Origin of the sequence: Phaeobacter sp. SYSU ZJ3003, from assembly GCF_041300735.1 — a bacterium.
Taxonomy (GTDB): Bacteria; Pseudomonadota; Alphaproteobacteria; order Rhodobacterales; family Rhodobacteraceae; genus Phycobacter; species Phycobacter gallaeciensis_A.
In genome coordinates, this window is sequence record NZ_PXNU01000027.1 from 1 (window position 1) to 21866 (window position 21866).

Sequence of the window (21866 nt, forward strand, 5' to 3'; positions counted from 1 at the left end):
CGCGACGTGCTCGATATGGTCGCGTGAAATGAAGCTATAGGTCTCCGATGAAACCGGAGCGATTCAGTATGCCCCTCAAGGAAGAAGAATACATAGATAGGAGGGCAAAAAACGGGCATTGTTATATTCGGCGAGCATACGAATCCACATCGCCCTCTAAAGTGATGGGCCGACAGGAGCGAGAGACCCTGGCACTTCATCCATCCGAGTTGCCCCCAGCCCACGCCACCGTTTTTGCCAAGCGCCGCATCGATCTCCAAAAGAGAATTGCGGCGGATGCTATCCAGAACACATCGGCAAGGTCCTCGTTGCGTTTCCATCAGACTGATGCCTTGTCCAGATCTGCCCTCCCGAATGCCCCCAGCGCCCTCTATTCTTTGTGTCAGAATCTAAAAAGGGGACTTACCACACCTGCCAAGATCATGATTGTGGCAGCAAAGCGGCACATGCCTCGCATATGGTAGTCAGCCACCGCCAAGGTCTTTCTTCTTTGCTGGCTGAACGCCGCAATGCTCACAAGTCAGTGCCGCTTCTTTCTGGGCCTGAACTATCCGCTCGGAAGTACGGGCGTTCCCGCAATAGGCATACTACCGCAAACCTCCCAGCTTCTCCTTGACTTGTTGCAACTGAAAACGGCTCAAACCATCCTCGCAGATGATTGCGGCGAAGTCCACGCTCAGTCGCTCAATCAGAGGGTACCAGCCCTCGCCGCAGGTGAACCTCCACGCTAGGCTTGTGCTCCCAATGATCCAGCCCCCCATACACTTCAGGGAACCTCCCCATGATGCGTAATGCTTCCTCGGTGATATAGTGGTCTCGGTCCGGCATATGCGGCTCCTTTTCAGTGATGAAGTGGGCGCAGAACTGTGTGCTCAATGACGAATTCCAACCGCTTCCATCGCTTCCCCCCGTGTCAGCATTCGGATCACATGCCTCAGGTTCAACTCAGCACCTCGCCCAGCAATGTCCAACGCCTCGACCACGGCCTCTACCGAAGTTTGCGTTAGTCCACGCCTCCTGCCCTCGCGGTGGGCAAAATCGGTCAGCTCAGTAACAGGAATCGCTGGCAGGCGCATAACCTCCAGACGGCTCAGCAAAGGAGCAGGCAAAGTCGCCAATGTGTTGGAGGTCAGCACCCAGCTAATCCAGGACATGTCGAACCCCACCTGGTAAAAGGGGCACTGCCACAGGATCGCGGAAGATGGCTCCAAGAGGGACAACAACCCCTCGGTCAGGCCAAAGCTGGTCCCTTTGGTCGAGTTGGCAACCCCGGCCTTTTCAACTTCATCCACAACGACCACCGGGTTGGCAATCAGATGTTTCAGGATTGTCGTCAATGGGCGTCCCGGAATTGCGCTGGCCCAGCCGCGCTGCGCCCCCACGATGCTAAACGACGCCTGCTCTGCCGTCGCCTCCACACCACAACGTGGCACACCAAGTTCTGTGCTCAACTGGCGGGCCCACATGCTTTTTCCGATCCCCGGCGGTCCGTCGAGGAGAACCGGAGGAAGGCGGAAGCCCGCGTCACCATTGCGAACTGAGCGCCGCATCGACTTCCAGAGGAAATCTGTCGCGGGCGCCATCCAAGGCATGTTTTCGTGGATCCCGGCAGCGATTTCATCCGCCTGCTGCTCCGACCGGATCCGGATCAGCTCCGCACCGTTGCGCAAAACCTTCAGGGCCTTCAAGTCATCGTGCTTGAGATGGGAGAGGCCTGCGAGCGCGGCCCGCATTTCCACCATCCTACCAGCCCGGCGATCTATCCGCCCCTCAACTTCGCGCCCGATCTCAACAAAGGCCAAATCGCTCTCCCAACGCAGGAGATCACTCGGAGCATCCGGATCAGGCGGCGCGACCCCGAGCCCTGGAGCGCGGCGTACTTTCAGGAACCGTTCCAGGCGCCGCCGAATTGCTCGCTTGTCTGCATTGGCATCATAAAAATCCGCGTCAATGAATTTGATCTTAGTCATCATTGGTCCTTTCCCGACGCACCGCGCCGTTTGGTTCCCGAATACAAGGAAGTACGTTCGGGAAGTTTGGGGAAGAACCTGGCCAGGTATTGAGTTCAGTCCTGCTCAATACGGTTGCCTCGGTCAACAGGTGCCTTTGTTGCTCAAGGCAGTAAGGCCTCCTTCAGAAGGCAAATCGGGGGTCTCATCTAAGCCATTGTTTAAAAACAAAACCACCGACTGCGACGCAGCCGGTGGCAGTTTATCTCGTGCGGGAATGGCAAAAGACCCCCATCAATGGCAGTTTATTAGTGGTCCCGACAACTTTTGGTTACCCCACGCTCAGCCGCATTTGGAATGGCCACAGCTGCGGCAGGTCATGCAGCCTTCGACCATCTGCATTTCAAACTGGCCGCAGCTTGGGCAGGCCTTGCCGCGCGGGGTATTCAGAGTGACGACTTCCGCCTTAGGATCCGACTTCAGCCCCATACCCTCCCCTTCGAGGAACCCGGTTGCTACCATGTGGGTTTCGATCACGCCGCCGATGGCCGCCAGGATCGAGGGGATATATTTGCCCTGCACCCAGGCCCCCCCACGTGGGTCAAAGACGGCTTTCAGTTCCTCCACCACGAAGGATACGTTGCCACCACGGCGGAACACGGCCGAGATCATCCGCGTCAGCGCCAGCGTCCAGGCGTAATGCTCCATGTTCTTGGAGTTGATGAAGACCTCGAACGGGCGACGGTGGCCTCCAATGATGATGTCGTTGATGGTCAGGTAGATCGCGTGCTCGCTGTCGGGCCATTTAAGCTTGTAGGTATGGCCTTCCAGGCTTTGCGGACGGTCCAGCGGCTCGGACATATAGACCACTTCTGCGCCGTTCTCTGTGTCGCTTTCGTGCGGTGCATCCGCAGTTTCACCCGGCGCAGTATCGGCGCTTTCGCTGACCGACAGGACAGATCCTGTGACATCATTGGGGCGGTAGGTGGTGCAGCCCTTGCAGCCCTGGTCCCAGGCCTGCATGTAGACATCCTTGAAGTCATCGAACGAGATGTCTTCCGGGCAATTGATGGTCTTGGAAATGGAACTGTCGATCCACTTCTGCGCCGCTGCCTGCATCTTGACGTGATCCGCAGGCGCGAGGGTCTGGGCGTTGACGAAATAGTCGGGCAGTTCCGCATCGGCGCCGAACTTGTCGCGGTACATCTTGACCGCATAGTCCACCACTTCCTCTTCGGTGCGCGAGCCGTCCTTTTGCAGCACCTTGCGGGTATAGGCATAGGCAAAGACCGGCTCGATCCCCGAAGAGACATTACCCGCGTAAAGGCTGATGGTGCCGGTGGGCGCAATCGAGGTCAGCAGCGCGTTGCGGATGCCATGTTCACGGATCGCCTCGCGCACGTCCTCGTCCATGTTCATCATGTTGCCCGAGGCCAGATATTTCTCCGCATCGAACAGCGGGAAGGCGCCTTTTTCCTTGGCCAGATCCACCGAGGCCAGATAGGCGGCGCGGGCGATCTGGTGCAGCCACTCGTCGGTCTGACGCGCCGCCTCGTCCGAGCCATAGCGCAGGCCCAGCATCAGCAGCGCATCGGCCAGCCCGGTGACACCAAGGCCGATCCGGCGCTTGTTCTGGGCTTCGGCAGCCTGCGCGTCCAGCGGGAATTTGGAGACGTCGACGACGTTGTCCATCATCCGCACCGCCGTGGCGACCAGCTCCTGCATCGCATCAAGATTCAGCTCGGCATTGGCTTCAAACGGGTTCGACACCAGCCGCGCCATGTTGACGGAGCCCAGAAGGCAGGCCCCATAGGGCGGCAGGGGCTGCTCGCCGCAGGGGTTCGTGGCGCAGATTTCCTCGACGTAGGAGAGGTTGTTGGCCTTGTTGATCCGGTCGATGAAGATCACGCCCGGCTCGGCATAGTCATAGGTGGCCTGCATGATCTTGTTCCACAGATCGCGCGCCTCAACCGTGTGGTAGACCTTGTCGCCAAAGACCAGATCCCAGGAGCCGTCAGCCTTGACCGCATCCATGAAATCATCGGTGACCAGAACCGACATGTTGAACATACGCAGCCGCGCCGGGTCGGATTTGGCAGTGATGAACTGTTCGATATCCGGGTGATCGCAGCGCATGGTCGCCATCATGGCGCCGCGGCGCGAGCCTGCGGACATGATGGTGCGGCACATGGCGTCCCAGACATCCATGAAGGACAGGGGGCCGGATGCATCTGCCGCCACGCCTTTTACGTCGGCGCCGCGCGGGCGGATGGTCGAGAAGTCATAGCCGATGCCGCCGCCCTGCTGCATTGTCAGGGCTGCTTCTTTCAGCATGTCGAAGATACCCGCCATGCTGTCGGGCACTGTGCCCATCACAAAACAGTTGAACAGGGTCACCTGACGCGCGGTCCCCGCCCCTGCGGTGATGCGGCCTGCGGGCAGGTATTTGAAATCTTCCAGCGCCTCGAAGAACTTTTCCTCCCAGACATCGGGCTTGTCCTCGGCCCGAGCCAGATCGCGCGCAATCCGGCGCCAGCTGTCTTCGACAGTGACGTCAATCGGGGTCCCATCCGCCTGTTTAAAGCGGTATTTCATGTCCCAGATCTGCTCGGCAATGGGGGCGGCAAAGCGGCTCATACAGCGAATCCCTCGTGGCTGGTCGTTACGGCGTGGCGCTCTCGATACTACACGGTTTAGAGAAGCCTCAACGCAAATTTACGATTTCGACATAGATTTTTGCCCTTGACCCTACCACATATTGACGCCTGCCCCCAAACGAAACACTAGATGCTGTTGCCTGCGGGGAGAAACCTGTGGGCAGCCTGTGGATAACTGTGGGAGAATTTTCGAACGCCTCGCCCGGACCTGCACATGACAGCAGCGCAGGTGTCTCCCACGCAAAAGCGATTTGCAGTCGCTTGCCGTGCGCGGCAAAAGGCCTAGACTAACGAACCCTGTCACTATGACTGGGCACTTGGGGGACGACCTTGGAAAAACACATCAATCTGGTCAAACTTTCGGTCGGAACCGAAAGCGTGGAAACCCTTCAGGCCTGGCAGGAGCAGTACCGCCAGACGCTGCCCGAAGGCCTGCCCCGCCACGTGACCCGCATGTGGCCGAAACGCGAGGCCGAGCTGCTGAATGGCGGCTCGATCTTCTGGGTGATCAAGGGACTGATCCAATGCCGCCAGCGCATTCTGCGACTGGATGAAGTCACCGGCGAGGACGGAATTCGCCGCTGCGCTATCGTGCTGGACCGCGACCTGCATCGCACCAATACCGCGCCCAAACGTCCCTTTCAGGGCTGGCGCTATCTGAAGCCCGAGGACAGCCCCGCAGACCTGCCCGAGGGGCGCGAAGAGGAACAGCCCCTGCCCGCCGAATTGTCGCAAGCGCTGGCGGAGATCGGCGTCCTGTAACGCGCCCTGCCCCGGCCCCCGCGAACGCGGGAGCCAAGGGCCGACGTGAGAGTTTAACCAATCATGTCCAGCAGGGTATTCAGCGCGGCCTTTTCATCGGCGCTGTATTTTGCCTCGCGGCTGCGCCACAGGGTGGCCTGGGATTTCAGCACCAGACCGTCGCTCAGCAGCTTCAGGTGGTTGGCCCTGAGGGTTTCCCCGGTCGAGGTGATATCGGCGACCATTTCCGCGGTCTCGTTCTTCACCGTGCCTTCGGTGGCGCCTTGGCTGTCGACCAGCTGGTAATCGGCTACACCGGCCTCGGTCAGGAATTCACGCACCAGCCGGTGGTACTTCGTGGCGATCCGCAGCCGGTGTCCATGGGTCTGGCGAAACGCCGCCGCGACCGCGTCCAGATCATCAAGCGTATCCACGTCGATCCAGAACTGCGGCACCGCCAGCACCAGATCGGCAAACCCGAATCCCAGTGGCTCCAGCTCTTCGACCTGCTGTTCCCAGCGGGGCAGTTTTTCCTGCACCAGATCGGTGCCCGTCACCCCAAGGTGAATCCGCCCCGCCGCCAGTTCGCGCGGGATCTCTCCGGCGGACAGCAGCACCAGCTCCATCCCCGGCACGCCTTCGATTGCCCCGGCATATTCACGCTCTGACCCGGTGCGCGACAGGGTCACGCCCCGTTTCGCAAACCAGTCAAAGGTCTTTTCCATCAGCCGCCCCTTGGACGGCACGCCAAGCTTCAGGCTCATGACTGCACCTCCTCGAGCATCAGCATCAGATCGGGGCGCAGTACCCCGCCCACCGCCGGGATTTCATCTCCCTGCCCCAACTGCCGGGTCAGCGCATCATAGCGTCCGCCACTGGCGACCGGCGGCAATCCGGGTTTGGTTTCGGCATAAAAACCAAAGACGAAGCCGTCGTAATATTCCATCGAGGTGCGCCCGTAGGAGGCTTCGAAATCAAGGCTGTCGACATCGATGCCACGCGCCTTCATCGCGGCGCTGCGCGCCTCCAGCCGGTCCAGCGCGGGCAGGATCTGTGGCAGATCCACCGCGATATCGCGCATCTGCTCGATGGCATAGGGGATGGTTTCGCGCACGGCCATCAGCGCTTCCAACGCCAACAGCTCATGCTCGGAAATCGGCGGCATGGCGGCATCGGCGCGCAGCAGCTCAACCCGTGCGTCAACCTCGGCGGCGCGGCGTTTGCCAATCGCGGGGGCGGATCCGCTCAAGGAACCTTCGGTGGACAAGAGCTTCTTACGGCTTTCCGGCACGGTGCCCCGCCCGGCATAGCGTTCCAGCAGGCTCCGGAACCGGCGCGGCCGCCAGATATGCCGCATCAGCGCGGATTTACGCTTGTCGGTGGTGTTGAGCCCCTCTACCGCAGCCATCAGGATACCGATATCGCCAGTCGCGGCGCGCAGCGGCAGGCCCCGGAGCTGCAGGGCGATCAGGGCAAAAACCTCAGCATCAGCCCCGGCGGGATCAGCGCGGTCAAAGACCTCATAGCCGACCTGCACATATTCATTGGCGCGGTCCGGATCATGTTCCTGACGGCGAAACACCTCGCCCGAGTAGGTATAGCGGGCCGGATCTGCGCCTTGGCGCATATGCATCTGCACGACGGGCACGGTGAAATCGGGGCGCAGCATCTGTTCGCCGCGCAGCGCATCCGAGGTGATATAGGCGCGGGCACGGATGTCCTCGCCGTAAAGATCCAGCAGCGTTTCCGCAGGCTGCAACAGCGGCGGCTCGACTGCCTGGGCACCGGCCGCCTCGAAATTCATCCGCAACCGTGCGGCGCGGGCCAATATGTCTGAACGTGTGGGCATCGGACTATCCCTGACTTTCGAGGATCTCGCGCACCTTCGCGACAAGATCCGTGCGCGGCACTTCGAACTGGCTGGGCCGTTCTTTCCATTCTTCCAGCGTGGCGTTTTCGGCAATCTTTGCCCCAAGGATCAGGTCCTTGATCTGCACCACACCGTTTTCCTTTTCGTCGCCACCTTCGATCACGGCGACGGGGGAATGGCGTTTGTCCGCGTATTTCAGCTGGTTGCCGAAATTCTTGGGATTGCCCAGATAGACCTCGGCCCGGATGCCTGCGTTGCGCAGTTCGGTTACCATCGCCTGATAATCGGCCATGCGGTCGCGGTCCATCACGGTGACCACCACGGGCCCGGTCGGCTGGGTAGCAAGACGTCCCTTTTCGCGCAGCGCCGCCAGCAGACGGTCGACACCGATGGAGACCCCAACGGCCGGCACTTCCTGCCCGGTGAACCGTTTCACCAGCCCGTCATAACGACCGCCGCCCGCAACCGAGCCGAACTGCCGCTTGCGGCCCTTTTCATCAAGGATTTCAAAGGTCAGCTCGGCCTCGAACACCGGACCGGTGTAATAGCCAAGACCGCGCACCACCGAGGGGTCGATCTCGATCCGGTCGGGGCCATAGCCACCCGCCGCCAGCAACGCGCCAATCTGCTCCAGCTCGGCAATGCCTTCGGCGCCGATCTTGCTGTCGCCCACAGCAGCGCGCAGGTTTTCCAGCGTTCCAGCGGTGTCGGCAGCCTTGGAGGTCAGGAAGGCAAGAACCGGCGCGGCCTGTTCTTCGCTAAGGCCGACACCGTCGATATAGGCACCGGAGGCATCAAGCCGTCCCTTGGTCAGCAGCTGGCGCACGCCCTCTTCGCCGACCTTGTCGAACTTGTCGATGGTACGCAGCACGTCATCGCGGGAGGCAGCGCCTTCCTCAAGTCCCATGGCCTCAAGCACACCGTTCAGAACCTTGCGGTTGTTGACTCGCACCAGATAGTCGCCACGCGGAATGCCGACGGTTTCGAGCGTGTCAGACAGCATGGCGCAGATTTCGGCGTCCGCCGCCATCGAGGCGGTGCCGACGGTATCGGCATCGCATTGGTAGAACTGGCGATAGCGGCCCGGTCCCGGCTTTTCGTTGCGCCAGACCGGCCCCATCGCATAGCGGCGATAGGGGGTGGGCAGATCGTTGCGGTGCTGGGCATAGACCCGCGCCAGCGGCGCCGTCAGATCATAGCGCAGCGCCATCCAGTCGCCCTGGCCGCTTTCGTCTGTCTCCTGCCAGGCAAAGACACCCTCGTTCGGGCGGTCCACATCCGGCAGGAACTTGCCCAGCGCCTCCACCGTTTCCACGGCCGAGGATTCCAGCGCATCAAACCCGTATCGATGGTAAACCCCGGCGATCGCATGCAGCATCTCGGTGCGCTGGGTGACCTCGGCGCCGAAATAATCGCGGAAACCCTTGGGCGTGATGGCCTTGGGGCGGGGTTGTTTCTTGACTTTGGCCATTGTGGCCTCCTCACGGGTGTCGTTGGTCTGATACGTGCCGCGGGGTCTAGCCGATGCATGTAACAACGGCAAGGTAACGATACGCGCGAAGGCAATGTCGCGGCCTTTGCGCCTCAGCTGCGATTGAGTACGACAGCCTGTCAGATACTGGCAAAGTCTCCGCCACGACCCTTCCCTGCGGCAAAGCGCGCCGCACCGTCGCGCCCTTCGGCCACGAAACTGGCGCGCGATTGCCATTCGCGTTTCAGTGCCGCCGCCAGTTCCCCCGGTGCCATACGGGCGGAGAGGTGATCGGCCAGCATGCAGGCCTGCGGATAGCGCACCAGATCGGCGGCCAGCGCCTGCGCCACCTTCAGGGCGGCCCCCGGTGCGCAGACCCGACTTGCCAACCCCATCGACAGCGCTTCCGATGCCTGCACCGGGCGTCCGGTCAGGATCAGATCATTTGCGCGTCCCTGCCCCAGAATACGCGGCAGGCGCACCGTGCCGCCATCGATCAGCGGCACACCCCAGCGACGGCAGAATACACCTGCGGTCGCGTCGTCGGCCATCACGCGCAGATCGCACCATGCGGCCAGTTCCAGCCCCCCGGCGACGGCAGGTCCTTCGATGGCAGCGATCACCGGTTTGCGCAGCATCAGCCGCGAAGGTCCCATCGGTCCGGGCAGCGGATCGGCCATCGGATCAGACCACCCTTCAGGTTTATCCAGCCCGGCAATCCAGGCATCGGCAGCGCCCGATCCTGCGGATTTCAGGTCAAAGCCCGCACAGAAATAACCGCCTTGCCCGGTCAGCACCGCAACACGTGCATCGGGATCAGCGTCAAACGCCAAAAAGGCCTCGAACAGCGCGCGGGCCGTATCCGGATCTACCGCGTTGCGTACCTCGGGGCGGCAGATGGAGATGGTGGTGACCCCATCCCGTGTTTCGCTGCTGACTGTCATGACCTGTCCTCCCTGTCGATCCTGTGCCTAGTCGATCCTGTGCCAGACGGCCGTCTCCCGTCGGCCCACCGCGGTAGCAGGTTGGCGTTTCCCCCATGGACCGGCAAGCCCGGCGCGCGTATGACGTTGCGCAGCCAAGGAGACACATCATGCAGCACCTGGAAGAACAGATCGCGCATCTTACCCGCACCGTTGACGAGCTGAGCGATGTGATTGCCCGTCAGCAAACCGAACTGGATCGCCTAACCCACCGGGTTCAGATGCTGTTCGAACGCGAGGCAACCCGATCACAGGAAGGTACCGGCGGGGTGATTTTCGGAGATGAGCGGCCGCCGCATTACTGAGCTGCTATAGGATTGCAGGCAAGGCTGGAAAGCCCCTTCCCCGGCCACGGTCACCCGTTTCCGCCCCGCCGCTGCGGCGTTTCAGGCACGCGGCGCTAACCTGCCTTGGAGAACCGGTCCTGCTCCGGATCAGAACTGGAGCGCATGCGCCGCAGCGATGACCACTTTGTTTCCAGCATCCAAGCCACGTCTTCCCCCGACATGGGGCGGGCGAAATGATACCCTTGCCCCATTTCGCATTTCACCGACTGCAAGAAGTCGAAATCCGCATCGGTTTCCACTCCTTCCGCCGTCACTTCCAGATCCAGCCCATGCGCCAGGGCCAGGATCCCCGACACGATTCGCTGGTTTTCGGGCCGATCCTTGATGTCGGAAATGAAGCTGCCATCGATCTTGATACTGTCGAACGGCAATTGCCGCAGGTTTGACAGCGACGAGAACCCCGCCCCGAAATCATCCAGCGCCACTGTGACGCCCAGTGCATGCAGCTGTCTTAGAGTGGATTGCGCCATGGCAAAATCCGACATGATTGCGGTTTCCGTCAGCTCGATTTCCAACCGACGGGGATCAAAGCCCGTTTCCTCGAACACCTCTTTCATCCGCTCGACCAGATGACCGTCGCGGAACTGGGTCGGCGATACATTCACCGCCAGCCGCACCCGCGGATCCCAGCTGCGCGCCACAAGGCAGGCCTGGCGCAGGACGCTCCAGCCCAGCGGGGCAATCAGCCCGACATCCTCGGCGATTTCAATGAAAAGATCGGGCGGCACCACGCCGCGGGTGGCGTGGGTCCAGCGCGCAAGCACCTCAAAGCCGCGCAGCCTGTCGGTGGCAATGTCAAAGACGGGCTGAAAGAAGGGTGCGATTTCGTCATTCGCTACGGCCTCTTTCAGATCCAGCTCCAATGCGCGCCGCTCCCGCGCCTCCTGTTCCAACTCTGCGTCGAACCAGGCAAATTGCCCACGGCCGCCTTTCTTGGCCGAATAGAGCGCCTGATCCGCGTATTGCAGGGCGTCTGACGCCTTATGCCGGGGTGTCAGCAAGGCCAGTCCGACACTGGTGCCGACGGACAGCCGGATACCATCCACAAGAATCGGCTGTGAAATCGCAGTCAGCAAACGCCGGGCGACGCTTTCAGCGCGCGTCGCGGTGGTCTCTGGATCCAGCGCGATTGCAAATTCATCTCCGCCCAGACGCGCGACAAGATCATCCGCAGTGAGTTCTGCCCTCAGCCGCGCTGCACACTCCATCAGGACCAGATCGCCATAGGCATGTCCGTGGATGTCATTGACCGCCTTGAACCGATCAAGATCCAGCATCAGCACAACCCCGCCCGATGCCCCGTCTGCACTGTCGAGCGTAGCCAGGTGATCGACGAACGCACGCCGGTTCGGCAGGCCCGTCAGGGGATCATGCCACGCGAACTGCTGCGCCTCTTTCTCGGCCCGGTCCCGTTCCCCTGCAACGCGGGCCAACTGGCGGGACCTTACGATCAGCGCAACAAACGACCCGAAGGCCAGGTTGAGCACCAGAATGGCGATCTCGTCCAGCTCCCAGTCCTCATGCGCGCGACTATACTCGTAGAAGGTATCAAATGCATCGATTTCAACGCTGATCACAAAGGTTACCATCGTCCCTGCACAGATCAGCAGGTAGACCCAGTAGTCTTTCAATCTGGCGAAAAACAATGACACGAAGCAGCCCTAGTGCAAAAGGTTTCCCTTTGACTATGCCAGTTATCCTAAAAACACGTTCAGCAAGAAGAAGACGTTTATCTAAAGCTTTAACGGTTCCCTCCCCACATCCCGGCGCGGTGGTTTCCCGCCGGGTCTGGGGTTAGATTTCCTCGACGTCCAAAACACCTTCCAGCGACTTCAGCGCGCCCTTGATCTGCGGGTTGATCGGAAAGATCTGCCCCAGATCCATTTCCACATCGCCCGGAAGACCGGGATCCTGCAGATACATCAGCACCTCGCCCCGGCTGGCGTTGCGGGCGGCGGATTTTGCATCCTCCAGCACGCGGGCCACAGTGCCGATGGCGCTGGCATCACTGACATAGACCCTGAGCGAGCTTTTTCCGGCATCGGCAATGGCCGCATCCACTGGCCCGACCGAGCGCACCAACAGTTTCAGCTGGTCGCTTTCCATGGTCGCCTCGGCGGTGATCACCACCTTGGCACCGGTCTCAAGGAACTCGCGCGATTTTTCCAGAACTTCGGAGAACAGGGTCACCTCATAGGCGCCGCTGGTATCGCTGAGCTGGGCAAAGGCAAACCGGTTGCCGCGCGCCGATTTGCGCTCCTGCCGCCCGGCGACAACCCCGGCCATCTTGGCCATGAAGGGACCGCGCTCGGCCTTGGCGGTGACCTCATCCAGGGTCATCACGTCCTTGCGTTTCAGGGCGGGCATGTAATCGTCCAGCGGGTGACCGGACAGGTAGAAACCGATCGCCTTGAATTCCTCGCCCAGCCGTTCGGCAGGCAGCCAGTCCGGGGTGCCAGCAAGGCGCGGCTCGGGCAGATCGTCGCCCGCCTCACCAAAGAGCGAGACCTGATTTGAATTCTTCTGTTCGTGGATCGCGGCAGAATAATTGACCAGCCCCTCGAGGCTTTCGAACAGGCGTCGGCGGTTGCTGTCGAGCTGGTCAAAGGCTCCGGCCCGCACCAGCATTTCCAGCGGGCGCTTGCCCACCTTTTTCAAATTCACCCGGCGGGCAAAGTCGAAAATGCTGACAAAGGGCCGTTCCGTGCCATCCTCGCGCCGCGCCGCTGTCACCAGCCGCATGACATCGACGCCGACGTTCTTGAGCGCGCCCAGCGCATAGACCAGTTCGCCGTTCACCACGTTGAACGTCGCCTCTGACCGGTTCACGCAAGGCGGCACGTAGGGCAGGCTCAGCCCCTTTCGAACCTCTTCGAAATAGATCGCCAGCTTATCCGTGAGGTGAATATCGCAGTTCATGACACCGGCCATGAACTCGACCGGGTGGTTCGCCTTCAGCCAGGCGGTCTGGTAAGACACCACCGCATAGGCAGCCGCGTGCGATTTGTTGAAACCGTAGTTGGCGAATTTTTCCAGAAGGTCGAAAACCTCCGAGGCTTTCTTCTTGTCGACGCCATTCTCCGCCGCGCCCTTCTCGAATTTCGGGCGCTCGGCGTCCATCGCCTCCTTGATCTTCTTACCCATCGCGCGGCGCAACAGGTCCGCGCCGCCAAGCGAATAGCCCGCCATGACCTGGGCGATCTGCATCACCTGTTCCTGATAGACGATGATGCCTTGGGTTTCCTCAAGGATATGGTCGATCAGCGGATGTACCGAGGTGATCTTGCGCTGGCCGTTCTTCACCTCGCAATAGGTTGGAATATTCTCCATCGGACCGGGACGATACAGCGCCACCAGCGCAACGATATCCTCGATGCAGTTCGGCTTCATGCGCTTCAGCGCATCCATCATGCCGGTGGATTCCACCTGGAACACGGCAACCGTCTTGGCCGAGGAATAAAGCTTGTAAGAGGCCTCGTCATCCAGCGGGATGGCGTTGATCTCGTTCACCGCGCCTTCGGGCGGCTCATAAAGCTGGGTGCCATCGGCTGCGATGTGCAGATCGCGCCCGGACTGGTTGATAAGATCCACCGCGTTTTGAATTACGGTCAGCGTCTTCAGGCCCAGAAAGTCGAACTTCACCAGACCGGCCTGTTCCACCCATTTCATGTTGAACTGGGTCGCGGGCATGTCCGACCGCGGATCCTGATAAAGCGGCACCAGCGCATCCAGTGGCCGGTCGCCAATCACCACCCCCGCCGCGTGGGTCGAGGCATTCCTGAGCAGGCCTTCGACCTGTTGACCGTATGTCAGAAGCCGGTCCACCACAGGCTCATTGCGGGCTTCTTCCTTCAAGCGAGGTTCGTCCTGCAAGGCCTTTTCGATGGAGACAGGTTTCACCCCTTCCACCGGGATCATCTTGGACAGGCGGTCCACCTGGCCATAGGGCATCTGCAAGACACGCCCGATATCGCGCACCGCCGCCTTGGATAGCAATGCACCGAAGGTGATGATCTGGCCTACTTTGTCGCGGCCATATTTTTGCTGCACGTAGCGGATCGTCTCTTCACGCCGGTCCATACAAAAGTCGATGTCGAAGTCGGGCATCGACACCCGTTCCGGGTTGAGGAAGCGTTCGAACAGCAGGCTATAGCGCAGCGGGTCAAGGTCGGTGATGGTCAGCGCATAGGCCACCAGTGAGCCCGCACCCGAGCCACGGCCAGGCCCGACAGGGATATTGTTGTCCTTGGACCATTTGATGAAGTCCGCAACGATCAGGAAGTAACCGGGGAAACCCATACCCTCGATGATGTCCAACTCGAAATCGAGCCGTTTCTGGTATTCCTCGACGCTAACCGCATGCGGGATCACCGCAAGCCGGTTCTGCAGGCCCTCGTTCGCTTGTCGCCTGAGCTCCTGCACCTCGTCATCGGCAAATTTCGGTAGGATCGGGTCGCGCCGATAGGCCATGAAAGCGCAACGTTTGGCGATTTCCACCGTGTTCTCGACCGCCTCCGGCAGATCGGCAAACAGCGTCACCATCTCCTGCTGGCTTTTGAAATAATGCTGTGCGGTCAGGCGGCGGCGCGGCTCGGACTGGTCCACATAGGCGCCTTCCGCGATGCAGATCATGGCATCATGCGCCTCATACATCTCGGTCTTGGGGAAATAGACGTCATTGGTGGCGACCAGCGGCAGTTCCATCGCATAGGCCATTTCCACATGGCCGCGTTCGGTCAGCTTTTCCGCATCGGGCTGCCCGTCCTCGCCCGGATGGCGCTGCAATTCTACATACAGCCGATCCGGGTAGATCGCCTTCAACCGCTGCATCAGCGCTTCGGCCGCTGGGCGCTGTCCCTGCTGCAAAAGCTGTCCCACCGGCCCGTCCGGCCCGCCGGACAGACAGATCAGACCCGCCGAGTTGACCTCCAGATCCTCCAGCGTGACCTGCGGCAGCTGCCCACCCTTGTCCACGTAAAGACAGGAGGACAGCTTCATCAGATGCTCGTACCCCTCCTCGTTCTGGGCCAGCAAAACGATGGGGGCCGGCGCTTTGGGGCGCTCTCCCGGTTCGGTCTTCTCGAAAGTCAGATCCACCTGACAGCCGATGATGGGCTGGATCCCGGCGCCGGACAGGGTGACCGAGAACTCCAGCGCGGAAAACATCGCGTTGGTATCCGTCACCGCAATGGCAGGCATATCGTTTGCCTTGCACAGGTCCGGCAGCTTCTTCAGCCGCAGCGCCCCCTCCAGCAAAGAGTATTCGGTGTGGGTGCGCAGGTGAATGAATCGGGGAGCGTTGGTCATGGCTGCAAGCTATCCGATCCCACGCGCAGGAGAAAAGCGCATTCGTGCCGCGCCCGGCAGTTTGCGCGCTGCCGCCTGTCACCGCAGATTCTGTCTTTTCGCCTGAATAATGGGCTGTATTCTTCGCCTCTTTTTGAAAGTGTTTTCAACAGGCGCGGCAAGCCAGCGCTCTCAAATTCCCGCTACCGCACTAATAACAAATGGAAATCATTCGACCGGACGATTTCACGGCCAAAAGCTTTTGCCGCCCGTAGTGTCGCTTTTTCTTGCCAGAATCCGCTTGGGCTTTCTAGGCTATGCTTAACAAGCATGCATATATCCCGCTGGCTCTTCTACGTCGCATCGAAGGGTTGGCAGTACGGGAAAACAGGGTAAGGCGACGGGTTTCACAAGATGACAATCACCTTTCATCTGAACGGTGAGGAGGTAACGCTGAGCGATGCGAATTCGTCGGCGACGCTGCTCGATTGGCTGCGCGAAGAGCGCGGCCTGACCGGCACCAAGGAAGGCTGCAACGAGGGCGACTGCGGCGCCTGCACGGTGATGGTGACCGATGAACAGGGCGCAAAGCCGCTGAATGCCTGCTTCTGTTCCTGCCACAGCTGAACGGCAAATCGGTGCGCACCGTCGAAGGCGCTGCCGGGCCGGACGGCAGCCTGCACCCGGTCCAGGACGCAATGATCAAACATCACGGCAGCCAGTGCGGGTTCTGCACCCCCGGCTTCGTCATGTCGATGGTCACCGCACACAAGAACGGCGCCCACGATTTCGACGACCAATTGGCCGGAAACCTGTGCCGCTGCACCGGCTATGCGCCCATCATCCGCGCGGCCAAGGCGGCAGCCGACCAGCCAGTGCCCGACTGGATCGCATCCGAGGCCCCACCTGCGGCCACACCCCTTGATAACATGCCGACTTCATCCGACGATCTCGCCGCGCTCTTCGCCGCTAACCCCGAGGCAACGCTGGTGGCCGGGGCGACGGATGTCGGTCTCTGGGTGACCAAGGGCCTGCGCGATCTGGAGCACATGATTTTCCTAGACCGCTGCACCGACCTGAAACAGATCGAGATCAGCGAAGAGACCGTGCGCATCGGCGCCATGGTCGACATGAACCGGATGCGGGCCGCCATCGCCCCGCTGCACCCGTCCTATGCCGAGATGATCCGTCGCTATGCCTCGCAGCAGGTGCGCGCGGCTGCCACGGTCGGCGGCAATATCGCCAATGGCTCCCCCATCGGGGACAACCCGCCCGCGCTCATCGCGCTTGGCGCCACGCTGCATCTTCGCAAGGGCGACACCCGGCGCGATCTGCCGCTTGAAGACTTCTTCCTTGAATACGGCAAACAGGACCGTCAGCCGGGCGAATTCGTCGAGGCGGTTTCTTTCCCGCGTCGGCCCGATACCCTGCGCGTCTATAAGCTCTCCAAACGCTTTGACCAGGACATCTCGGCCGTGCTCGGCGCTTTCAATGTCACGGTCGAAGATGGCATCGTGCGTGCGGCGCGCATCGCCTTTGGCGGCATGGCAGGCATTCCCAAGCGCGCGTCCAATGTTGAGGCCGCTCTTATCGGGCAACCCTGGACACCGGCAACCATTGCCCTTGCCCAAGCGGAATTCGACAAGGACTTCACCCCGATGCGGGACATGCGCGCCTCGGATGAATACCGCCTCGACTGCGCCCGCAACATGCTGCAACGCTGTTTCGCGGATCTAGCGGGCGAAACCGTCAGCGTGCTGGAGGTGGGCCAATGAGCGTTGCAAAACCCCTGCCCCACGACGCCGCCCGCCTGCATGTGACCGGCGCCGCCCGCTATGTGGACGACACCCCGACGCCGCGCGGCACCCTACATCTGGCCTTCGGCTTGTCGCCCATCGCCAAGGGGCGCATCACCAAGATGGACCTGGAGCCCGCCCGCCAAAGCTCCGGCGTGGTCGCGGTGCTGAGCGCCGGTGATCTGCCCTTTGACAATGATGTCTCCCCATCGAACCATGATGAGCCACTACTGACATCCGGCGCGGTCAACTATGTCGGACAGCCGGTGTTTCTGGTGGTGGCAACCAGCCACCGGGCCGCGCGCATCGCCGCCCGCAAGGCCATGATAGACTACGCCGAGGAAACACCCCTGCTGACGCTGGAGGCCGCATTGGCCGCCGACAGCCGTTTCGAGGAAGGCCCGCGCATCTATCAAAAGGGCGATGCCGCCGCAGCCATCGCCGCCGCCCCGCGCATGGTCGAAGGCAGCTTTGACCTTGGCGGGCAGGAACATTTCTATCTGGAAGGCCAGGCCGCGCTGGCCCAGCCACAAGAGGATGGCGGCATGCTGGTCAATTCATCGACCCAGCACCCGACCGAGATCCAGCACAAGGTGGCCGAGGCCATCGGCCTGCCAATGCATGCGGTGCGGGTGGAAACCCGGCGCATGGGTGGCGGTTTTGGCGGCAAGGAAAGCCAGGGCAACGCGCTGGCCGTCGCCTGCGCCGTGGCCGCGCGCCACACCGGGCGCCCGTGCAAGATGCGTTATGACCGCGATGACGACATGGTCATCACCGGCAAACGTCATGCATTCCGCATTTCCTACCGGGCGGGTTTTGACACGGACGGCCGCCTGATGGGGGTGGAGTTCAACCATCTGGCGGATTGCGGCTGGGCGCAGGATCTGTCGCTGCCGGTTGCCGACCGCGCCATGCTGCACGCTGACAACGCTTATGCGATCCCCGCGATCCGCATCGAAAGTCATCGCCTCAAGACCAACCGGCAAAGCGCCACCGCCTATCGCGGCTTTGGCGGCCCTCAGGGCATGGTCGGGATCGAACGGGTGATGGATCATATCGCCCATGATCTGAAGCTGGACCCGGTCGAATTGCGGCAACGCAACTACTACGCCGCTCCCGGCACCGCCACGGGCGACAACACGACCCCCTATGGCATGGAGGTCAGCGATTTCGAATTGCACGAGATGACCGCGCAATTGCTGGAGAGCGCGGATTATGCCGCCCGCAAGGCAGAAATCGCCGACTGGAACCAGAGGCAGACACACCTCAAACGGGGGCTTGCCTTCTCTCCGGTCAAATTCGGTATTTCCTTCACCCTGACCCACCTCAATCAGGCCGGGGCACTGGTTCATGTCTATCAGGATGGCTCGGTCCACCTGAACCACGGCGGCACCGAGATGGGACAGGGATTGTTCCAGAAGGTCGCGCAGGTGGCCGCCAGCCGGTTTGGCATCCCACTGGAGAAGGTGAAGATCACCGCCACCGACACCGCCAAGGTGCCCAATACCTCCGCCACGGCGGCCTCTTCCGGGTCTGACCTCAACGGGATGGCTGTCAAGGCCGCCTGCGACACCATCCGTGCCCGCATGGCCGAACATCTGGCCAACCTGCATCAGGCAGCGCCTGCGGATGTGGTCTTTGCAGATGGCGTGGTTCGGATCGGCGACGCTCTGGAGCTCAGCTTCGATGCGGCGGCGAAACTATGCTACGAGGGGCGGATCAGCCTGTCGTCGACCGGCTTCTACAAGACCCCAAAACTGGAATGGGACCGGATCAAGGGACAGGGACGCCCCTTCTTCTACTTTGCCTATGGCGCCGCCCTGACCGAGGTTGTGGTGGACCGGCTGACTGGCGAAAACCGCATCTTGCGCGCCGATATCCTGCATGACGCAGGCGCCTCGCTGAACCCGGCGCTGGACATCGGCCAGGTCGAAGGCGGCTATGTGCAGGGCGCCGGATGGCTCACCACCGAGGAATTGGTCTGGGACGACAAGGGCGCTCTGCGCACCCATGCGCCTTCGACCTACAAGATCCCCGCCTGCTCTGACCGCCCGGATGTCTTCAACGTGGCGCTTTATGACGGGCAGAACCGCGAAGAGACCATCTACCGATCCAAGGCAGTGGGCGAGCCGCCCTTCATGCTGGGGATTTCGGCTTGGCTGGCGCTGTCGGATGCGGTGTCCGCCTTTGGCGCGACCTATCCTGCCCTTGATGCACCGGCCACCGCCGAAGAGATCTGGCGCGCGGCGCGGAGGACCAGTGATGGGGGTTGATCTGGACGGGCTCAAGGCCGCAGTAACAGCACACGGTCGTGTCACCCGCGTATTGATCGCCGCCATCCGCGGCTCCTCCCCGCGCGAAGTGGGCGCCGCCATGCTGGTCTGGCGCACAGAGGACGGTTTTGCCCAGTCCGGCACCATCGGCGGCGGAGCGCTTGAATATGAAGCAGCGCAAAAGGCCGTCGTGCAGGACCGGGCATCGGTTCTCAGCACCCACGCGCTTGGCCCCGATCTGGGCCAGTGCTGCGGCGGATCGGTAACGCTGCTGAGCGAAGTCTATCAGGCGGATGACCTAGAACGCCTCGACACCGAGGTGATCGCGCGTCCTGCGGGACAGGACAGCCCGATGCCGCTCACGGTGCGGCGTCTGCTGACCCGGCAGCGCAATCAGGGCCAGCGCCCGGCCCCACAGTTGATCGATGGCTGGATGATCGAAGCCAGGCACCAGCCAGAGCACCCGCTGTGGATCTGGGGCGCGGGCCATGTCGGGCGCGCGCTGGTCGATGTTCTGGCGCCCCTGCCCGATCACGACATCACCTGGGTCGACACCGCCCGAAACCGGTTTCCTGAGCATATTTCGGACACCATAACCCCCGTATGGGCTGAAAATCCGTCGCTTTTGGTGGCTCACGCGCCGTCAACTGCCCGACATCTGGTTCTGACCTATTCCCATGAGCTGGATCTGGCGCTATGCCACGCCCTGCTGAAACATGACTTTGCCTTTGCCGGGCTGATCGGCTCCGCGACCAAATGGGCGCGCTTCCGTTCCCGGCTTGCTGCCCTAGGCCACGCCCCCGCGCGGATCGACCGGATCACCTGCCCAATTGGGGATCCGGCCCTGGGCAAGCACCCGCAGGCAATCGCGGTCGGTGTGACGGCGCAGCTGCTGGCGCTGGATGCAAGAGGCAGCGCAGAACAGGAACTAAGAAAGGACCGGCACGCGTGACTGTACCCCTTCTGAGCCTCCAGGGCCTGACCAAGGCCTACCCGGGCGTCGTTGCCAACGATCAGGTGTCCTTCGACATCGGCGAAGGCGAGGTCCACGCCCTTCTGGGTGAAAACGGCGCCGGCAAATCCACCCTTGTGAAAATGATCTACGGGCTGGTGAAGCCGGACAGCGGCCAGATGCTGCTGCGCGGAGCGCCCTTTGCCCCGGCCGAGCCTCGCGCCGCCCGCGCCGATGGCATCGCCATGGTATTCCAGCATTTTTCCCTGTTCGATGCGTTGAACGTGGCGGAAAACATCGCCCTTGGCATGGAAAACCCGCCGCCGCTGCGCGATCTGGCCAGCCGCATCCGCGAAGTCTCTGAAACCTATGGTCTGCCGCTCGATCCATTCCGCACCGTGGGCGATCTCTCTGCCGGGGAACGCCAGCGGGTCGAGATCATCCGCTGCCTGCTGCAGGACCCGAAACTGCTGATTATGGACGAGCCAACCTCGGTGCTGACCCCGCAGGAGGTCGAGATCCTGTTCGAGACCCTGCAGAAACTGCGCAGCGAAGGCACCTCGATCCTTTATATCAGTCACAAGCTGGAAGAGATCCGCACCCTGTGCGATCACGCCACCATCCTGCGGCTGGGCAAGAATGTCGGCGAATGCACCCCATCCGAAACCTCGGCCCGCGACATGGCCGAGATGATGGTGGGTACCGCTCTCAAGACCCCGGAACGCGCTGGCCGGGATCTGGGCGACGTGGCGATGGACATCAGCGGCTTGTCGGTTCCCGCACCTTCGGCCTTTGGCACCGCGCTGAAAAATGTCCACCTGAGCGTGCGCAAGGGGGAGATCCTTGGCATCGGCGGTGTGGCCGGCAACGGGCAGGATGAACTCCTTGCAGTTCTGTCGGGCGAGACCCTGTCGGTTCCGGATGCTGTGAAACTTCACGGGAAGCCCATCGGCAAGCTGGGTCCGGTTGCGCGGCGCCGCCTTGGGCTACTGTCGGCCCCCGAAGAACGCCTTGGCCATGCGGCAGCGCCGGACATGAGCCTCACGGAAAATGCCATGCTGACCGCCGCCGTGCGCGAAGGCCTGGTCAGCCGCGGTTTCCTCAATTGGCCCGCCGCCAAGGCGTTTGCCAAACGCGTGATTTCCGAATTCGACGTGCGCACGCCGGGACCGGAAAACGCGGCGCGCTCCCTGTCCGGGGGCAACCTGCAGAAATTCGTCATCGGCCGCGAGGTGCTGCAACGCCCCGAGGTGCTGGTGGTGAACCAGCCCACATGGGGCGTCGATGCCTCTGCCGCCGCCGCGATCCGACAATCGCTGCTGGATCTGGCCGCAGGTGGCACCGCCGTCATCTGCATCAGTCAGGATCTGGACGAGTTGATGGAGATTTCCGACAGTTTCGCCGCTCTCAACGAAGGCCGCCTGAGCGCCCCGCGCCCGGCTGCGGGGCTGACAGTGGATGAAATCGGCCTGATGATGGGCGGCGCCCACGGCATGGAGGTGGCGCATGTCTGATCTCCGCCAGTATTTGACTATCAATGA

Annotated in this window: 13 protein-coding genes and 1 pseudogene; 6 read left to right on the forward strand and 8 right to left on the reverse strand. The window is 61.7% G+C overall.

Annotated elements, in window-relative coordinates:
* Nucleotides 1-872: 872 nt before the first annotated feature.
* Both C6W91_RS10715 and C6W91_RS10720 read right to left on the reverse strand, forming a co-directional pair.
* Nucleotides 873-1970 carry an AAA family ATPase gene (locus C6W91_RS10715; protein WP_370570809.1) on the reverse strand — a complete coding sequence of 366 codons (1098 nt, stop codon included), beginning with the start codon at nt 1968-1970 and terminating at the stop codon, nt 873-875.
* 321 nt (nt 1971-2291) lie between these two features.
* Nucleotides 2292-4586: an adenosylcobalamin-dependent ribonucleoside-diphosphate reductase gene (locus C6W91_RS10720; protein ID WP_370570810.1), complete on the reverse strand. Its 2295-nt coding sequence runs from the start codon at nt 4584-4586 to the stop codon at nt 2292-2294.
* A gap of 350 nt (nt 4587-4936) precedes the next feature.
* Here C6W91_RS10720 and C6W91_RS10725 point away from each other — a divergent pair, with 350 nt between their 5' ends.
* Nucleotides 4937-5368 carry a DUF1489 family protein gene (locus C6W91_RS10725; protein WP_065271080.1) on the forward strand — a complete coding sequence of 144 codons (432 nt, stop codon included), beginning with the start codon at nt 4937-4939 and terminating at the stop codon, nt 5366-5368.
* Between the two features lie 53 nt (nt 5369-5421).
* Here the strand turns inward: C6W91_RS10725 and hisG are convergent, their stop codons facing one another.
* The 4 genes from hisG to C6W91_RS10745 form a co-directional block, all read right to left on the reverse strand.
* Nucleotides 5422-6111 (reverse strand): ATP phosphoribosyltransferase, encoded by a 690-nt coding sequence (gene hisG, locus C6W91_RS10730; RefSeq protein WP_065271081.1) that lies wholly within the window; start codon nt 6109-6111, stop codon nt 5422-5424.
* On the reverse strand, nt 6108-7196 hold the full coding sequence (locus tag C6W91_RS10735; protein ID WP_347509252.1) for an ATP phosphoribosyltransferase regulatory subunit: 1089 nt from the start codon (nt 7194-7196) through the stop codon (nt 6108-6110). Before C6W91_RS10735 ends, hisG begins: the two co-directional genes overlap by 4 nt.
* A 4-nt stretch (nt 7197-7200) precedes the next feature.
* Nucleotides 7201-8688 carry a histidine--tRNA ligase gene (gene hisS, locus C6W91_RS10740; protein ID WP_065271083.1) on the reverse strand — a complete coding sequence of 496 codons (1488 nt, stop codon included), beginning with the start codon at nt 8686-8688 and terminating at the stop codon, nt 7201-7203.
* Between the two features lie 140 nt (nt 8689-8828).
* Entirely contained in the window at nt 8829-9632 is an 804-nt protein-coding gene (locus tag C6W91_RS10745; RefSeq protein ID WP_370570811.1) for a crotonase/enoyl-CoA hydratase family protein, read from the reverse strand.
* Between the two features lie 149 nt (nt 9633-9781).
* Here C6W91_RS10745 and C6W91_RS10750 point away from each other — a divergent pair, with 149 nt between their 5' ends.
* Nucleotides 9782-9976 (forward strand): SlyX family protein, encoded by a 195-nt coding sequence (locus tag C6W91_RS10750; protein WP_065271085.1) that lies wholly within the window; start codon nt 9782-9784, stop codon nt 9974-9976.
* Nucleotides 9977-10071: 95 nt separating this feature from the next.
* Here C6W91_RS10750 and C6W91_RS10755 read toward each other — a convergent pair whose 3' ends face one another.
* A complete protein-coding gene (locus C6W91_RS10755) occupies nt 10072-11670 on the reverse strand; it encodes a bifunctional diguanylate cyclase/phosphodiesterase (RefSeq protein WP_274836266.1) in 1599 nt (532 codons plus the stop codon).
* Between the two features lie 142 nt (nt 11671-11812).
* Nucleotides 11813-15325, reverse strand: a complete 3513-nt coding sequence (gene dnaE / locus C6W91_RS10760) for a DNA polymerase III subunit alpha (RefSeq protein WP_274832291.1) — start codon at nt 15323-15325, stop codon at nt 11813-11815.
* Between the two features lie 393 nt (nt 15326-15718).
* Here dnaE and xdhA point away from each other — a divergent pair.
* The 4 genes and pseudogenes from xdhA to C6W91_RS10780 all read left to right on the forward strand — a co-directional run bounded on the left by xdhA (nt 15719) and on the right by C6W91_RS10780 (nt 21839).
* Nucleotides 15719-17079 (forward strand): annotated as a pseudogene (xdhA, locus tag C6W91_RS10765) (xanthine dehydrogenase small subunit).
* On the forward strand, nt 17076-19373 hold the full coding sequence (xdhB, locus tag C6W91_RS10770) for a xanthine dehydrogenase molybdopterin binding subunit (RefSeq protein ID WP_274837482.1): 2298 nt from the start codon (nt 17076-17078) through the stop codon (nt 19371-19373). The pseudogene xdhA and the gene xdhB overlap by 4 nt, the downstream one beginning before the upstream one ends.
* Complete coding sequence (xdhC, locus tag C6W91_RS10775) at nt 19363-20325, forward strand: xanthine dehydrogenase accessory protein XdhC (protein WP_274837481.1); 963 nt, start codon at nt 19363-19365, stop codon at nt 20323-20325. Before xdhB ends, xdhC begins: the two co-directional genes overlap by 11 nt.
* Nucleotides 20322-21839, forward strand: coding sequence for an ABC transporter ATP-binding protein (locus C6W91_RS10780; protein ID WP_065271091.1), 1518 nt, complete (start codon nt 20322-20324; stop codon nt 21837-21839). The genes xdhC and C6W91_RS10780 overlap by 4 nt, the downstream gene beginning before the upstream one ends.
* Nucleotides 21840-21866: the final 27 nt, after the last annotated feature.

Bases quoted from the DNA above. Each gene is read 5' to 3' on its own strand.
- C6W91_RS10720 (WP_370570810.1), bottom strand. From the start codon at position 4,586: ATGAGCCGCTTTGCCGCCCCCATTGCCGAGCAGATCTGGGACATGAAA.
- C6W91_RS10745 (WP_370570811.1), bottom strand. From the start codon at position 9,632: ATGACAGTCAGCAGCGAAACACGGGATGGGGTCACCACCATCTCCATC.
- xdhC (WP_274837481.1), top strand. From the start codon at position 19,363: ATGGGGGTTGATCTGGACGGGCTCAAGGCCGCAGTAACAGCACACGGT.
- hisG (WP_065271081.1), bottom strand. From the start codon at position 6,111: ATGAGCCTGAAGCTTGGCGTGCCGTCCAAGGGGCGGCTGATGGAAAAG.
- xdhB (WP_274837482.1), top strand. From the start codon at position 17,076: ATGAGCGTTGCAAAACCCCTGCCCCACGACGCCGCCCGCCTGCATGTG.
- hisS (WP_065271083.1), bottom strand. From the start codon at position 8,688: ATGGCCAAAGTCAAGAAACAACCCCGCCCCAAGGCCATCACGCCCAAG.
- dnaE (WP_274832291.1), bottom strand. From the start codon at position 15,325: ATGACCAACGCTCCCCGATTCATTCACCTGCGCACCCACACCGAATAC.
- C6W91_RS10715 (WP_370570809.1), bottom strand. From the start codon at position 1,970: ATGACTAAGATCAAATTCATTGACGCGGATTTTTATGATGCCAATGCA.
- C6W91_RS10735 (WP_347509252.1), bottom strand. From the start codon at position 7,196: ATGCCCACACGTTCAGACATATTGGCCCGCGCCGCACGGTTGCGGATG.
- C6W91_RS10750 (WP_065271085.1), top strand. From the start codon at position 9,782: ATGCAGCACCTGGAAGAACAGATCGCGCATCTTACCCGCACCGTTGAC.